The organism is Achromobacter spanius, from assembly GCF_039673305.1.
Lineage (GTDB): Bacteria > Pseudomonadota > Gammaproteobacteria > Burkholderiales > Burkholderiaceae_B > Achromobacter > Achromobacter spanius_F.
Genome location: NZ_JBDJLJ010000002.1, coordinates 318,213 through 332,732 on the forward strand (window position 1 = coordinate 318,213; position 14,520 = coordinate 332,732).

General features: G+C 68.1%; 15 protein-coding genes. 4 read left to right on the forward strand and 11 right to left on the reverse strand.

What is annotated here, in order from left to right:
• Nucleotides 1-16: 16 nt before the first annotated feature.
• From ABE485_RS03650 to ABE485_RS03680, 7 genes are all read right to left on the reverse strand, one after another.
• Nucleotides 17-838 carry a hypothetical protein gene (locus ABE485_RS03650; RefSeq protein WP_346513528.1) on the reverse strand — a complete coding sequence of 274 codons (822 nt, stop codon included), beginning with the start codon at nt 836-838 and terminating at the stop codon, nt 17-19.
• The gene (locus tag ABE485_RS03655) at nt 835-1,386 is read right to left on the reverse strand and encodes an NADAR family protein (RefSeq protein WP_346513529.1); all 552 of its coding nucleotides are present in this window, start codon (nt 1,384-1,386) and stop codon (nt 835-837) included. Before ABE485_RS03655 ends, ABE485_RS03650 begins: the two co-directional genes overlap by 4 nt.
• Nucleotides 1,387-1,393: 7 nt before the next feature.
• Nucleotides 1,394-1,843, reverse strand: coding sequence for a hypothetical protein (locus ABE485_RS03660; protein ID WP_346513530.1), 450 nt, complete (start codon nt 1,841-1,843; stop codon nt 1,394-1,396).
• Nucleotides 1,844-2,004: 161 nt separating this feature from the next.
• Entirely contained in the window at nt 2,005-2,361 is a 357-nt protein-coding gene (locus tag ABE485_RS03665; protein ID WP_346513531.1) for a DUF4148 domain-containing protein, read from the reverse strand.
• A gap of 307 nt (nt 2,362-2,668) precedes the next feature.
• Entirely contained in the window at nt 2,669-3,754 is a 1,086-nt protein-coding gene (locus tag ABE485_RS03670; protein WP_346513532.1) for a LuxR family transcriptional regulator, read from the reverse strand.
• A 297-nt stretch (nt 3,755-4,051) separates the two neighbouring features.
• Entirely contained in the window at nt 4,052-5,752 is a 1,701-nt protein-coding gene (locus tag ABE485_RS03675; protein WP_346513534.1) for a DUF6138 family protein, read from the reverse strand.
• 62 nt (nt 5,753-5,814) lie between these two features.
• Nucleotides 5,815-6,759 carry an AraC family transcriptional regulator gene (locus ABE485_RS03680; RefSeq protein ID WP_346513536.1) on the reverse strand — a complete coding sequence of 315 codons (945 nt, stop codon included), beginning with the start codon at nt 6,757-6,759 and terminating at the stop codon, nt 5,815-5,817.
• Nucleotides 6,760-6,928: 169 nt separating this feature from the next.
• On the opposite strand from ABE485_RS03680, the gene ABE485_RS03685 reads away from it, so the two are divergent.
• On the forward strand, nt 6,929-7,669 hold the full coding sequence (locus ABE485_RS03685; RefSeq protein ID WP_346513661.1) for an SDR family oxidoreductase: 741 nt from the start codon (nt 6,929-6,931) through the stop codon (nt 7,667-7,669).
• Nucleotides 7,670-7,693: 24 nt separating this feature from the next.
• Entirely contained in the window at nt 7,694-8,455 is a 762-nt protein-coding gene (locus ABE485_RS03690) for an SDR family NAD(P)-dependent oxidoreductase (RefSeq protein WP_346513538.1), read from the forward strand.
• A 35-nt stretch (nt 8,456-8,490) separates the two neighbouring features.
• On the opposite strand, the gene ABE485_RS03695 is transcribed toward ABE485_RS03690, so the two are convergent.
• The 3 genes from ABE485_RS03695 to ABE485_RS03705 form a co-directional block, all read right to left on the reverse strand.
• Nucleotides 8,491-9,576 (reverse strand): ABC transporter substrate-binding protein, encoded by a 1,086-nt coding sequence (locus ABE485_RS03695; protein ID WP_346513540.1) that lies wholly within the window; start codon nt 9,574-9,576, stop codon nt 8,491-8,493.
• Nucleotides 9,569-10,933 carry a sensor histidine kinase N-terminal domain-containing protein gene (locus ABE485_RS03700; RefSeq protein WP_346513662.1) on the reverse strand — a complete coding sequence of 455 codons (1,365 nt, stop codon included), beginning with the start codon at nt 10,931-10,933 and terminating at the stop codon, nt 9,569-9,571. Before ABE485_RS03700 ends, ABE485_RS03695 begins: the two co-directional genes overlap by 8 nt.
• A 72-nt stretch (nt 10,934-11,005) precedes the next feature.
• Nucleotides 11,006-11,710 (reverse strand): response regulator transcription factor, encoded by a 705-nt coding sequence (locus ABE485_RS03705; protein WP_346513542.1) that lies wholly within the window; start codon nt 11,708-11,710, stop codon nt 11,006-11,008.
• Between the two features lie 175 nt (nt 11,711-11,885).
• On the opposite strand from ABE485_RS03705, the gene ABE485_RS03710 reads away from it, so the two are divergent.
• Nucleotides 11,886-13,226, forward strand: coding sequence for a CitMHS family transporter (locus ABE485_RS03710; RefSeq protein ID WP_346513544.1), 1,341 nt, complete (start codon nt 11,886-11,888; stop codon nt 13,224-13,226).
• A gap of 39 nt (nt 13,227-13,265) precedes the next feature.
• Nucleotides 13,266-14,006, forward strand: coding sequence for an SDR family oxidoreductase (locus ABE485_RS03715; protein ID WP_346513546.1), 741 nt, complete (start codon nt 13,266-13,268; stop codon nt 14,004-14,006).
• Between the two features lie 30 nt (nt 14,007-14,036).
• On the opposite strand, the gene ABE485_RS03720 is transcribed toward ABE485_RS03715, so the two are convergent.
• A complete protein-coding gene (locus ABE485_RS03720; RefSeq protein ID WP_346513548.1) occupies nt 14,037-14,441 on the reverse strand; it encodes a GCN5 family acetyltransferase in 405 nt (134 codons plus the stop codon).
• Nucleotides 14,442-14,520 lie beyond the last annotated feature (79 nt).

Genomic DNA, 14,520 nt, shown 5'->3' on the forward strand with positions numbered 1-14,520 from the left:
CCGTCGGGGCAGCGTTTCAGTCCTGCGTGAACATCCCGTCCACGCTGTCCTGCAGGTCGAAGATGTCCGACACGACATACAGCCCGACCCGCTTGCCCAGGTGGCTGTTGTCGGGCGGGGTTTCCACGCAGGCCTTGACCAGCACGATCTGGCCGGCGGGATCGGGCATGAACTTCATGCCGGCAACGGACAGGTGTTCGATCCGCACGCTGCCGTCGTTGAAGCGGCGTCCCCTGGCGCGCTTGTCCCGTAGTTCCTCAATCGTTGGCACATGGTCGTGGACCGCGTCGTAGAACTCGATGACGGGGCTTTGATTGGTGCTCGCGCAGCGGTGGACGTAGGCCGCGTAGTAGCGGCCGTCCAGCTGGCAGGACACCACGTCGCCGGCGCGGTGGAAGGTCAGGCTGTCGGGCAGGCCGGGCGCGCGCTTGAGCGGCGCGGGCGGCGTGCGCAGGAAGGCGGTCTTGATGTCGTCCGTCTTGCGGTGGAAGTCGTCGCTCAGGGCGACGGCATCGTTCAGCGCGTCGATGCCGGCGTCGGCGCGCGCCGCGATGGCGGCGTCGGCGATGCCGTACTTGTGCAGCAGGATGGCCAGGGCCACGGCGGTCTTGTGGCGGTACAGGGGGGAGGCCGCGTCGTCCGCGGCCTGCAGCACGCAATTCCAGCGGCGCAGCAGGGGGGGCAGGACGTGGGCCGCGAGATTGGCGGCAATGGCGGGGTCATGCCTGGCGCGGGCCATGGCGTTCGTCAGCAGCCGCGACAGGTCGTCGTCCAGCGTCTGGACCAGGATATCCGCGGCAAGCTTCTTCAGCGCCTGGGCGTGGGAGGGGGCGGTCATGGGCGTCCTTGATCGCGCACCTGCATCAGCGCGAAGCCCAGCAGGTTCAAGCCGCGCCACAGGTTGGGGTTGGCGATGTGCTCGTCGTCCTGCGCCATGCCGACGCCCCAGATCCGGTCCACCGGGCTGGCCTCGACGATGACGCGATTGCCCGTCTGCGCAAGGAATTCGCGCAGTTCGGGGTTCTGGCCGAACTTGGCCTGGTTGGCGCGCACCACGATGTCGTAGCGGTGGGCCAGCCAGGTGTCTTCCCTGAAGCCGAGCACCTGGCGGCCGAGGGCCTTGGCCGCGCCGGGATTCGGCGCCTTGAACACCAGCGCCCGGGTGGCTTCGTCGCCAAAGAGGCGGGCCTTCTCGGCCATCATGTAGTGTTCCGCGGTGGGATAGCGCTGGCCTTCGATCTCGAAGGGCGCGCCATACCACTGGCTGAAGCAGGAGGCGGTGACGCCGTGCCTGCCGGGCTGGTGGCCCCAGAAGTAGATGAACTTGAGTTTCGCGCCGGTGTTGTAGCGACGGCGCAGGTCTGCGATGTAGCGGGTATCGGTCATGCCGGAATTATCGGTTCTCCAGGCCGGCCTGCGTGCGCTGCTCGCGGATCAGGTCCACGTTGTCGCGGATCTGGCCGATCAGCGATTCCAGGCCCGCGCGCGTTTCGCGCAGCGCGTCGGCATGCCGGTCCTTGGGGGTGGTGGGGTTGGGCGTTGCGGCGTCCCAGTCCAGCGCGGACTGCATGGCGTCGGCCCAGTCCTGCGGCGATCCGCCGGCCCATTCGTTGATGCTGGATCCCACGGTGGCGTTCAGCGCGTCCATGGCGGCGGGTTCGTCGTCCTGGGGCAGGCCGGGGTTGGCGGCCAGCAGGTAGCGAAAGCGCAGCTGGCCGGCATAGAACCATTTGACCGCTTCGTCCTTGTGGCCTTGCTCAAACAGGGTCAGCGCGTGAACGTAGAGTTCGCTGGGGTGGGACTTGGCCAGATACCTTTCCACGTCCTGCGGGGTGTTCGTCATGGCGCTGCGCTCCAGGTGAGTAAGGGCTGGAGCATAAATGGGGAACGTTCCGGGGCTGTTTCAAAACAAGAATATTCTGGATCAATGTTTACAAAATGAAGCGGGGCGCATGGGCGAGGCGGACCTCGCGCATGCGCCCCGTGCGGGGCGACGCGGCGGCGTCACCACTTGCGCTGCGATCCGGAAGCAGGCTGCGATTGATACCCGGCGGGCATTTGATTCCACGGCTGCGCCATGCTGGGCGGCCGCGTGCTCACGTACTTGCTGTAGTCGGCGGTGTATTGCGGACTGTAGAGATCGGGGCTTTCGTCGCCGTTCCACTGGTTTTCCACCCCGGACTCCTTCCAGGCGGCCAGATCGCGTTCGACGTCGGCGCGGCTAGGCGCGGCGCTGGAGGGCGGTGCGGCGGTGGTGGGAACGGTGCCGGCGGCGGGCTGTGCGCCGGCCGGGCCGGACAGCAGGGCGAAAGCCGCCAGCGCGACCGGTATGAGGGCGCGGGCCGATAGGACAGGATTCATGAATGGCTCCTTGAGGACGGATGGGGGCGCAGCGTTCGGGCCGGTGTCCTCGGAGCGCGCCGCGGCGCGGCCTGGGCCGAGGGCAGCTGCGTGACCGGATTGGCGTGTTCATGTTCTGCTTGAGCAAACCCAGGCTCGGGAAGCAGCCTCGTGTCGCGGCAGGCGCGGGCCGGGTCGTAATCCGGATGTGCGTGCCGCCGCCGCGGTCTCATGCCTTCGTGGTCATCGTAAGGGCCGGATGGGTGCAGCCCACATACTCAAAATTGAGTACGCCAGAGTTGTAAGTAGATCCCTCGGTGGGCAGCCGCTACAGCAGCGAGGCCAGCCTCACCAGTTCCGACTGGCGGCTGCATTCCATCTTGTTGAGCAACGAGGCCACCTGCTTGCGCACCGTGAGCACCGACGCGTGCCGCAGGATGGCCACTTCCTCGACGCTGTGGCCGGCGGCCAGGCCGGCCAGCACGGCGGCCTCGGCGTGGGTGATGGCGAACACCGTCTGCAGCTTGGCGACGTCTGGCATGGAGAACGCGCTTTTCTTGCGCATCCGCACCAGCAGCATGCGCCCGCCGATGAGGCTCAGCGCATGCGGCGCGACGCTGATGTCGACCCAGAAGAGTTCGCCCCAGCCCGACGCCGTGGCCATGGAGCGCATCTGGCCGTCGCGCGCCACGGCGGCGCAGTGGGCTTCGAACAGGCGCTGCACCTTGGGGTCCGCGTGATGCAGTTTGCGGCCATGCAGGATCCAGCCGCCGGCGTCGTCCAGGTAGCCGACGGCCAGCGGAGACAGCTTGTCGACCAGGGAGTCCTTGCTGATGAGCAGCACGGCTTCCTGGACCTCGGAGAAGGCGCTCTCCAGCGAGCGCCAGCCGATGGCCTGGTTGCGTTCGCGCTGCGAGAGCTGGCTGCGCAGGGCCAGGAAATAGCGGGCGAAGTCGCCGGATTGCAGGCGATCGCTGGCCTTGGGGTCGACCGAGGCGCGCTGAAAGCCGATAGCGGCGTGCAGCACGGTGTTCGATTCGATGATCAGCGACAGCAGTTGCGCCATGCGGTGCTTGGCCATGTAGTCCGCATAGAATTCCGTGCGCCGCAGGTGCGCGGCGTCGTACATCCGCGCGGTGTCCAGCCAGGTGCCCGCGGGCGCATTGCGGGAGTCCTGTTCCAGGATGTCGCAGCTGTAGTAATGCTCTTGGTAGTCCGAAAAGCAGGCGTCCGAAAAACCGATCGCCGACAGCGTCAGCAGCTTGTTCCGGGCGTCGAACACGATCAGCGTGCCGCTCTCGGCGCCGACCAGATCGCGGGCCGTGCTGAGGATGTCCTGCCACGGCGGTTCGGGGTCGGTCAGGTGGTCGACGGCCTCGATGGCGCGGCGCAAGGCGATTCTATGATCGGGCATGGCGAGCCTCCAACTCTGGGTCAAACGTAAACGCTGCTACGTGTCACAGATGGTTGTAGGTGGCGCCGGAGAAATGGCGTGGCGGCGCACCGCTGCTGCGGATCAAAGCGGCAGGACGCGCCGCGGGTCGGGCGATAAGGCGGCGGGTCCAAGCGGAAATTATCGTCGCAAATTTGCGCGCAAGGCGAAAAACCCTGCGCTTTTTGAACGCATGAATCGCCGCGCGCAACACCGTAATGCGGCGATACCGGGATAATTCAACCAGCACGCCGGCGGGCTGCCTCGACGCTTCGGGGATCAGCCTTCCGACTGATCCAGCAGCCGCCACAGGAGCGCCTGAATCGGGCCGTCCGCCTTGCGCGCCAGCGCCGCCAATTTCTTGTCCGGGCCGCAAAGCCGCTCGCGCACGGGCGCCCTCAGGTAATCGGGCAATTCGGCAAGCGCCTCGGCCAGCAGCGTCAGTGTCGGCGCATCATCCAGCGCGGGTTTGGCGGCCAGCTTGAAATTGTCCGTGCAGCGGCGCAGGCAGGCGACGACCGTGGATATGGTGGCGGGCGTCAGACCGTGGTGCTCGATGAACGCCGCCGTGTAGCGGTCCTGCACGGATTGATGTTCGTCGTCCACCAGTTCCATGTAGTGGCGCAGAAGCGGGAAATGACCGGCATCGGCCATTCCCAGCGCAAAGGCCGCGTAGGTGCCCGACAGGCAGGCCTTGTCGGCTTCCGCGTCGGCGTACCACTCGTAGGGCTGGATCGCGGCGCGGGCGTAGGCGGACATCGCCTCGTGCGTCCCGGGGTGTTGCGCGGCATTCGCAAAAAAGCGGTGGGTGTCGGACTTGGCCAGCCCCTTGATGGGCAGGTAATGCCGCGCCGAACTCTTGAGCGCGATGCGGTAGCCGGCCGGGAAACCCTCCCGCAACAGGCGCGCGATGAAGTCCAGCGCGTGGATGTATGCCGCGGGCGTCTCGTTGCGGATCCGGACCGTCACGGTGGACAGCACGTCGTTCGCCGTGCAGTCCACATCCGAACTGGCCAGGCGGGTGTGTTCGGGCGGATGCGCGCCGCTGCCGTCGGTCAGCATGCCGGCCGCGCGCGGGCTGCCCAGATCGCGCGCCAGCTCGAGGAAGCCCAGGCCCGTGGGGCGCGAATAGCCGGGTTCATGGCGCAGGATGAGCGTGGCGGCAAAGAGCAGCAGGTCGACGTCCGTGTCCGAGGGATCCAGCGTCGCGCCCGGCTTGGCCGTGTAGGTATTCTGCCGGAAGGCGTTCTGCGCGATGTCGAAGTAGCGGGGCAGGTACTGCTCCTCGGACCAGCGGCGCAGTGCGTGGATGATGGAACCGCGCTGCTCGGCCAGGGACTGCTGGCCCGCGTTCAGCTCCAGCACCCGCTTGAAGACGGAGATCAGCCAGGCGGCGCCCGGTTCGGGAAACAGGTGCTCGTCCAGCAGGTGCCGGCACAGCAGGCTGATGTGCAGGCGCTTGGTGGGATGGCTGCCATTGAACAGGGTGTCGTCCACGTACTGCGTCACGCGTTCGCGCAGCCATTGCTGTTTGCCGGCGTCCGTGTGGTCGGCCAGCGTCAGGCGCAGCCGGCCCCCGGTGGTGGGAAACTGCGCGCGGAACCGGAAGTGGTGGTTGAGGTGGGGCTTGCCCGCCAGGCGCGCGATGCGTGCACGCACGGCCTCGCCCAGCACGGGCGCAAGCTCGTCCCGCACCTGCTCGGGGCTGAGCGGCCCGTTGCGGCCCTCGGAACGCAGGCCGTCCTCATCGTCGGGTTCCCAGCCGGGCATGACATCGAACACGATGCGCGATGGCTCGTATTCCAGCAGGATTTCATCGTGGATGCCGGCCTGCAGCGGCGTGCGGGCCACGATGGCGTCGATGTCCTGGCGGCCTTCCAGCTGGTCGAACCAGCCATGGATGGCGGCGAGCGTCTCGTCCTGTATCTGCTGGGCGGTCTTGTGGTGCAGGCCGATGGCGCCGGAAGCTTCAGAAGTCATGATGCGGGCTTGTTGCGGAAACTGGCCCGCATGCTACACGAAGGCGCCAGAGCCCCCAGCCTTCAGTGGCTGACGGCGAACTCGTCGATGGCCACGGCGGGCGACAGGGAGAACGACGCCTTCATGTCGCGCACTTCCTCGACCGGCGTGCGGCCGAAGAAGCGCTTGAACTCGCGGCTGAACTGCGACGGGCTTTCATAGCCGACCCGCGCCGAAGCCGACGCCGCGGTGAGGCCGTCGCGGATCATCATCAGCCGGGCGTGGTGCAGCCGCGTGGACTTGATGTACTGGATCGGTGACGTCTGCGTGACTGCCTTGAAATTGACGTGGAAGGCGGGAACGCTCATGTCGGCCTCGCGGGCCAGGTGGGCGACGTCCAGGGGCCGGGAATAGTCGGTGTGGATGCGGCGCAGCGCCTTGGCGACCCGGCCGAAGCGGCCCTGGTGGGCCAGCGCCGCGCGGATGGCGCCGCCTTGCTCGCCGCCCAGCACCCGGAAGCAGATCTCGCGCACCAGCGCCGGGCCCAGGATTTCGGCGTCCAGGGGCACGCACAGCGCGCGCAGCAGGCGCACCGTGGCTTCAGCCAGATCGCCCGCCAGCGGCGTGGAAACGATGCCCAGCGGCGCGCTGTCCGGGGGCGCGCCGTTGCGCGCGTCGACGGCCAGGACCAGGTCGGCCACGTCGGTGAGATCCAGGCGGATGGCCACGGCCAGCATGGGCTCTTCCTTGCTGGCCTGGGTTTCGGTGGAGAAAGGCAGGGGCACGGACAGCACCAGGTAGTGCTGGGCGTCGTACACGTAGACCTGGTCTCCCAGGAATCCCAGCTTGCGGCCCTGGCACACGATGACGATGCTGGGCTCGTACAGGACCGGCGTGCGTCCCAGCGGCCGGTCCGAACGCATCAAGCGCACGCCGTCCAGGGCCGACAGGCTGTAGCCCTCGTTGGGCGCCAGGCGGTCGATCAAGGCCACCATTTCGCGGGAAAGCGGGTTGGACGCGGTTGTCATCGGGTGTCCCTGAATCCGGTTGGGGTGCAGGGAATTCTACCGGCTCCCAACCCGGCTCACGCGGCGTCCGATAGGAATGGGCAATCCCACGATAGGCGCGTGTATTCGCGCGCCGGGCCGTAGTTCCTAGCATGGCGTCATGGCAACCAATCGGAGCATGACCATGACCATGATTTCGCAAACGCAGCATCCCAAGGTGGTGCTGATCACCGGCGCCAGCAGCGGCATCGGCGAAGCGGCCGCGCGGCTGCTCGCCGCCCAGGGCCACCGCGTGTTCGCCGGCGCGCGCCGCACCGGCAAGCTGGAAACGCTGGTTCAAGACATTCGGGCAAACGGCGGGGCGGCCGACTTCCGAGCGCTGGACGTGACGTCGGCCGAGGATGTGCAGGCCTTCGTGCGGCACGCCGAGCAAGCCTGCGGACGGGTCGACGTCATCGTCAACAACGCCGGCGTCATGCCGCTTTCGCCGCTGTCGTCGCTGAAGCTGGACGAATGGGACCGCATGATCGACGTGAACATCCGCGGCGTGCTGCACGGCATCGCCGCGGTGTTGCCGGTGATGGAACGGCAGGGGCATGGCCAGGTGATCAACGTGTCGTCCATCGGGGGCCTCAGCGTGTCGCCGACGGCCGCCGTCTACTGCGCGACCAAATTCGCGGTGCGCGCGATTTCCGACGGACTGCGCCAGGAGACCCGCAAGATCCGCGTGACCTCGATCTGCCCGGGCGTCGTCGAGTCGGCGCTGGCGGACACCATCACCGACGCGACGGCCGCCGCGGCCATGCGGGAATTCCGCCGTGTCGCGCTGGACCCCGACGCAATCGCCCGCGCCATCGCCTACGCCATTGAACAGCCTGACGACGTCGACGTCAGCGAGGTGGTCGTCCGTCCGACCGCCAGCCCGTATTGATCATCAACTGAAGGAGCAAGCATCATGACAACATTGAATTCCGTGGATAACACTTTCGCCGGCAAGGTGGCCATCGTGACCGGGGCGGCCAGCGGCATCGGCCTGGCGACGCTGGAACTGCTGCATTCCCGGGGCGCCAGCGTGGTGGCCGTGGACAGGCACGGCGATGTGCTCGCCCTGGCGCGCCCCGGCGTCGAGCCCCTGGTGGCCGACGTGGCCAGCGAAGCGAGCGCCGCGCTGGCGGCCAGCACGGCGGTGGACCGTTACGGCAGGCTGGATATCCTGGTGAACAACGCCGGCATCCTGCTGAACAAGCCTGTGATCGAGATGACCCTGGACGAGTGGAACGGCGTCCTGGCCGTCAATGCCACCGGCGCATTCCTGTTTTCCCGCGAGGCCATGCGCGTGATGGTGCCCGCCGGGCAGGGCGCGATCGTGAATGTGGGTTCGTACGCGTGCTACCAGGCCTTTCCGACGCTGGCCGCGTACGCGGCATCCAAGGGCGCGCTGGCGCAACTGACCCGCGCGCTGTCGCTGGAAGCGATCGAACATGGCATCCGCGTGAACGCCGTGGGGTCGGGCGACGTGGTCACCAATATCGCCAACCACATACACGGGGATGGACAGAAGTTCCTGGCCGAGCACGGCAGGAACGCGCCGATCCGGCGCGCCGCCGAGCCGCGCGAGATCGCGGAGGTGATCGCCTTCCTGGCGTCGGAGAAGGCCAGCTACCTGGTGGGTTCGGTGGTGATGGCGGACGGCGGCATGAGCGTGGCGCTGAGATAGCCGAGCAAGGCGGCCAGCATCTGCGGAGTCGCGCTTCAGCGCGCCGGGGCCTGGCCAGGCGGCAGGATCGCCGCCCGCCACAGGTCCAGGAAGTGGCGCTTCTTCAGCGGGTCCAGGTACACCAGCAGGCCGACGCCCAGCCCCACGGGGCGCACGCCTGCGGCGGGTATGACCGACGCGCTGACGGGCCGCATGCCGGACTGCCGGGCCAGCATCTCCTGGCCGCGCGGCGACAGCAGGTAGTCCAGGAACAGCGCGCCCAGGTCGCCGCGCGGCGCCTGCCGGGGAATGATGGCCGAGCGCGACAGCATCAGCGTGTAGTCCTGCGGGTAGATGATGGCCAGCGGCGCGCCCTGGGCGATGCGGTGCCGGGTGTAGGACTCCAGCAGGTTGTAGGCCAGCGTGATTTCGCCGCGTTCCAGCCTGTCCAGCGCGTGCTCCGTGGATTCGTGGATGGCGACGCCGTTGCGGCCAAGGGCTGCCAGCAGCGCACCCGCCATGCTGTCCAGGCGCGTGTCCTGCGTGGCCGCCAGATAGCCGATGCCGCTGCCTTGCACGTCGTAGGTCGAGATCTGGCCCGCCAGGGGCTGGTCGGGCGCCTGCAGCAGCGACAGCAGTTCGCGGCGCGTGTGCGGCACGCGCGCCGGATCCAGCTTGCGCGTGTTGTAGACCATCACGATGGGGTCGGTGCCGATGCTGAAGACCTCGTCGCGCCAATTGGCCCAGGCGGGCAAGGCCCGCGTTTCCGGCGACACGTGCGCCTGGGCGTAGCCGTCGTTGACCAGCTTGGTCTGCAGGTCCATGGCGCTGCTGATGACAAGGTCCGGCCCGGACCGGGCCGCCGGCGCCTTGGCGGCGCGGGCCACGGCCTGGGCGTAGAGATCCTGCGTCGACAGTTCGGTGTATTCCAGGCGCACGCCGGGATTGAGGCGGCTGAAGTCTTCCAGCACGCCGCGAAACACCTGCACGCTGTTGGAGGCGTGCACGACCAGCACGTTGCCGCTGTCGGCGGGGCCCAGGCTCAGGCCGCTCCCGCTGACTTCGGCGGCGTGGCCGGCCGCGCCCAGCGCCAGGGCGGCCGCGGCGGCCAGGCGGCGAAGGCTGGACAGGGCGCTAGGCATGATCGGGAAGCGCCGGCAGCGCGATGACGGCGTCCAGGCCGCCGCCCACCCGGTTGCTCAGGCTGAGCCTGCCCTGGTGGATGTCGACGACCCGCTTGATGATGGACAGCCCCAGGCCGGCCCCGGGCGCGCGGGGATTGGGCCCGCGCGCAAAGCGCTCGAAGGCGGTGTTGGCCAGCGCGGGTGGAATGCCTGGCCCCTGGTCCGACACCGTGACGCGCCAGTCGGCGCCTTGCCGGTCCAGCCGGACTTCGATGTGGCCGTCTTCCGTGGCGCCGTGGCGCAGGGCATTGTCGATCAGGTTCTTGAAGGCTTCGCGCAGCATCAGGCTGTCTCCCAGGACGCGCGGCGGATGGCCGGCGGCAGCGGGCAGGCGCAGGCGCACGTCGGGCTGGGGATCGGCCTGCGGCACCGTGTCGTACACGGCCTGGCTCAGCAGTTCGGCCAGGTCGACGGGCTGGAACTGCCTGACGTTGCTGCGGTGGATGACGCTGGCGTCGCTGAGCAGCTGGTTGACCAGCCGCGACAGCTTTTCGGCATTGCGCAACACGGCCAGCAGGCTGCGGCGCTGCTCGGCGGGATCGTCCTCGTCCAGCGCCACTTCCATCTGCGCATGCAGCGCGGCCAGGGGCGTGCGCAGCTGGTGCGCGGCTTCCGCAATGAAGAGGCGCAGGGTGTCCAGGTTCTCGGACAGGCGCGCCATGAAGCCGTCCAGCGAATGCACCAGCATGTCCAGTTCCTCGGGCACCGGGGCGGCGATGGGGTGCAGGTCCGACGCGCTGCGCCCGGCCAGTTCGCGCTCGACGCGCTGGATGGGCGACAGGGAACGGTGCAGCCCCCAGTAGGCCAGCGCCAGCGCGGCGGCGGTGAAGCCCATCAGCGCCAGCGTGCCCTGCCACAGGATGCCTTCGGCCAGCGCATTGCGCGCTTCGCGCGTCTGCGCCACCTGGATGACCGCGGTCTCGGTTTCCAGGGGGCCGGCGACCTTGCGCTCCATCCACGCGATCCGCACGGGCTGGCCCTGGTAGACGGCTTCATAGAGCCGGGGCGAGTCCGCCGCGCCGGCGTTGCCGCGCGGGGGCGGGGCCGGCAGGTCGCCATATCCCGAAATCAGCGCGCCCCGGGCGGCGGCGACGCGGTAGAAGACGCGGTCGCGCGGGGCCTGTTCCAGCAGCGCCAGCGACGCATAGGGCATGTCCATCTGCCATTCGCCCTGCACCAGCTGCAGGCTGTCGGCCATGGAGAGGACCGACGCGCGCAGCAATTGGTCGTAGGTGGTGTCGGCGGTCTGATGGGCATAGCCGCGCACCAGCAGGTAGATCGCGCCCAGGCCGGCCACGAACAGCGCCAGCAGCATGGCCAGCAGCCGGCGGCGGACGGAGATTCGGCGCGGCTGCGCCCCAGGCGTTCGGTTCACGCGGCAGGACTCCTAGCCGCGCGGCTCGTCGGGCGGCGCGCTGTCCGCGCCGTCCGTCGCCGTCAGCAGGTAGCCGGTGCCGCGCTGCGTTTCGATGCGCAGCGGCGACCCTTCGAGTTTGCGGCGCAGCCGGGCGATGTAGACCTCGATGGCGTTGGGCGCGGCCTCGTCGTCGAACGCGAACAGCTTGTTGGCGATTTCGGTCTTGCTGACGGCGCGGTTCATGCCGGCCAGCAGGATCTCCAGCAGGCTGTATTCCCGCTTGGGCAGCTCGATGCGCTGGCCGGCCAGGGTGACCTGGCGGGCGGCGCTGTCGATGACCAGCTCGCCAAAGCGCAATACGCCCGCCGCCTGGGCGCTGGGACGGCGCAGCAGGGCGCGGCAGCGGGCTTCCAGTTCGCGGAAGTCGAAAGGCTTGGCCAGGTAGTCGTCGGCGCCCGTGTCCAGGGCGTGCACGCGGTCTTCGATGTCGATGCGCGCGGTCAGCGCGAGCACGGGCGTCTTGCTGCCGCGGTCGCGCAGGCGGTGCAGGATGTCGAAGCCCGACATGCGGGGCAGGCCGATGTCCAGGATCACGAGATCGAAGGTCTCGTACTGCAGGACGCCGTCGGCGCTGAGGCCGTCGCTCTGGCTGTCGACCGCATGGCCGAGACGACGCAGCCGGCGCACGAGTGCGTCGGACAGGTCCTCGTCGTCTTCGATTACCAGGATGCGCATGCGGCGATTGTCGCATGAGGGAAGGGCCCCCACGCCGCGCGCTTTGCGCTTGCTGCCCCCGGAGGGTGCGTACAAAAACGACAGGTTCCAGACAGCTTTTCTTCCTAGTCTTGCGGTCCTGCTTCCCCCGCCGGAGGCAGCCACACATAACAACGACTAGCCGGAGATAACCCTCATGCTTCTGACCCTGCTTGGCTTCGGCATGGTGATCACGTTCATGACGCTGATCATGACCAAGCGCCTGTCGCCCCTGGTTGCGCTCATCCTTGTCCCCATTATCTTCGCCCTGCTGGGCGGCTTTGGCGCCGGCATCGACAAGATGATGCTGGACGGCATCCGCAAGATCGCGCCCACGGGCGTGATGCTGATGTTCGCCATCCTGTACTTCGGAGTGATGATCGACGCCGGCCTGTTCGACCCCATCGTGGGCCGCATCCTGCGCGCGGTGAAGGGCGATCCGCTCAAGATCGTCGTCGGCACCACGGTGCTGGCGCTGGTGATCTCCCTGGACGGCGACGGTTCGACCACCTACATGATCGTGGTCGCATCGATGCTGCCCCTGTACCGGCGCCTGAAGATGAATGCGCTGTCCATGACCTGCCTGGCGATGCTGGCCAGCGGCGTCATGAACCTGACCCCGTGGGGCGGGCCGACGGCGCGCGCCGCCAGCGCCCTGCACGTGGACGCCGGCGACATCTTCGTGCCGCTGGTCCCGGTGATGGGCGTGTCCATCGTGGCGATCCTGGTGCTGGCCGTCTTCCTGGGCCTGCGCGAGCGCCGCCGCCTGGGCGTCCTGTCCTTGCCCGAGGGCGCGTCGCTGCATGCCGGCTACGACGAGGACGGCCCCAAGAACCTGCCCGAGATCGAGGTGGACCACGACCTGCGCCGGCCCAGGCTGCTGTGGGTGAACGCCGGCCTGACGCTGGCGCTGATGGTGAGCCTGGTGCTGGGCGTGCTGCCCCTGCCGGTGCTGTTCATGATCGCCTTCGCGGTCGCGCTGATCATCAACTATCCCAACCTGGCCGAGCAGCGCCGCCGCGTGGCGCAGCACGCGGGCAATGTGCTGTCGGTGGTGTCGCTGATCTTCGCCGCGGGCATCTTCACGGGCATCCTGTCCGGCACGGGCATGGTCGAAGCCATGTCGCGCAGCCTGCTCGCCGTGATTCCGGATGCCCTGGGGCCCTATCTGGCGGGCATCACGGCGCTGGTCAGCCTGCCGTTCACCTTCTTCATGTCCAACGACGCCTTCTACTTCGGCGTGCTGCCCATCCTGAGCGAAGCGGCGCAGGGCTACGGCATTTCGCCCGTCGAGATGGCGCGCGCCTCGCTGATCGGCCAGCCGGTGCACCTGCTGAGCCCGCTGGTGCCGTCGACCTATCTGCTGGTCGGCCTGGCCGGCGTGGAGTTCGGCGACCACCAGCGCTATTCGCTGAAATGGGCCACGATGGTCTGCCTGGTGATGCTGGCCGCCGCCCTGGCTTTCGGCCTGTTCCCGCTGGTCGGTTCGGCCGCCTGATCCCGCGGCGCCCGCCGCACAACTTTCAAAGGAACATCCATGGCTTTGCGCATTGCCTACGTCACCAGCGGAATGGGCCACACGGGCACCGCGATCTGCCAGGCGCTGCATCACGCGGGGCATCGCGTCGTCGCGGGCTGCGGGCCGCGCTCGTCCCGCAAGGACCACTGGCTGAAGGAACAGAAATCCCTGGGATATGACTTCATCGCATCGGAAGGGGACGCCACGGACTGGGCGTCCACCGAGGCGGCCTTCGCCAAGGTGCGGCGCGAAGTCGGCCAGATCGACGTGCTGGTCAACAACGCCGGCTCGATGCTGGACATGCGCTTTCGCCAGATGAGCCACGCGGACTGGTCGGCGGTGCTGCGCAGCAACCTGGACACGCTGTTCAACAGCACCAAGCAGGTGGTCGACAGCATGGCGGACCGGGGCTGGGGGCGCATCATCAACATCGGATCGGTCGCGGCGGAGAAAGGCCAGATCGGCCAGATCAACTACGCCACGGCCAAGGGCGCGGTCATCGGCTTCACCCGGTCGCTGGCGCAGGAGGTCGCGGCGCGCGGCGTGACGGTGAACCTGGTGTCGCCGGGCTTCATCGCCGACGATACCGTCAAGGCATTCCCGCCCGCGTTGCTGGACCGCATCGTGGAAAGCGTGCCCGTGGGCAGGCTGGGCACGGCCAAGGACCTGGCCGGCCTGTGCGCCTGGCTGGCGTCGGACGAGGCGGCCTTTGTCACGGGCGCCAACTACGCCATCAACGGCGGCGTGTACATGAGCTGACGCGGCGGCGGGACGGGGCCGGCGGACGGCTCAATGGCCGTGGCTTTTCAGGAAGTCCGGAATGGAAGCCGCGGTGCGCTTGCTGTCCGCCAGCCATTCCACGCGCCATTCGGTGATGCGTTCAGCGGTGTAGTGCTCGAACACGCCCGGCGTCGGTTCGTTGATGGACTCGATCTGCCGCACCAGCACCAGAGGCCTTTCCGCGCCCGGCGTTTCATCAGAAAACGCCGCGGCGTCTTCGAAGGTGACGAAGGCATAGTAATAATCGTCGCCCTCGTGCAGGTCTTCGCCGCCCGCATGCGGGTGCACCCACACGCGGTATTCCAGCACGTCGTCATAGAAATAGCCGCCGCCGGATTTGGTCATGGCGGGGTACTCGCCGATCTGGTCGGGATCGATGGCGATGGGATGGGCGGAAGAAAAATCTGACGTCATGGCGGTGAACGGCGGCGGCTGTAGGTGCGCCGCGGAAATGGGCAGGGCGACACCTTAGCCCATTTATGCGGCGCAGGGC